1 protein-coding gene is annotated in these 322 nt (G+C 72.7%); it reads left to right on the top strand.

Annotated elements, in window-relative coordinates:
* Positions 1–13: 13 nt before the first annotated feature.
* Positions 14–322, top strand: a 309-nt coding sequence (locus IO24_RS0140095; protein ID WP_031144842.1) for a YhjD/YihY/BrkB family envelope integrity protein, incomplete at its 3' end; no start/stop codon positions are given.

Raw genomic sequence — 322 nt, 5'->3', positions numbered from 1 at the left:
GGCGTTGTACGCCATGCATCGGATCAGCGCGGACCGGCCGGTCTGGCGTACCGCTCCGCGCATCATCGCCACGGCCCTCGTCCTGAGTTCCCTGCTTCTGACGTCGACCCTCGCATTGTTGCTCACCGGCGGCCTGGCCCGGCGTCTGGGTCAGGCTCTGAGTCTGGGTACCGGGCCCCAGGCCACCTGGGACACGCTGCGGTGGCCGGTCGTGGCCGCGGTCGCCGTCGCCCTGGTGCTCGTCCTGTACCGGTCGGGGCCGGCGTGCTCCCGCCCTGTCCGGAGGATGGCGCCCGGCGGCACACTGGCGGTGGCGCTTCTG

The sequence above is a fragment of the Streptomyces flavovariabilis genome (assembly GCF_000725785.1).
In the GTDB taxonomy this organism is placed as follows: domain Bacteria; phylum Actinomycetota; class Actinomycetes; order Streptomycetales; family Streptomycetaceae; genus Streptomyces; species Streptomyces hawaiiensis.
This window is presented reverse-complemented; position numbering and strand designations above follow the sequence as displayed.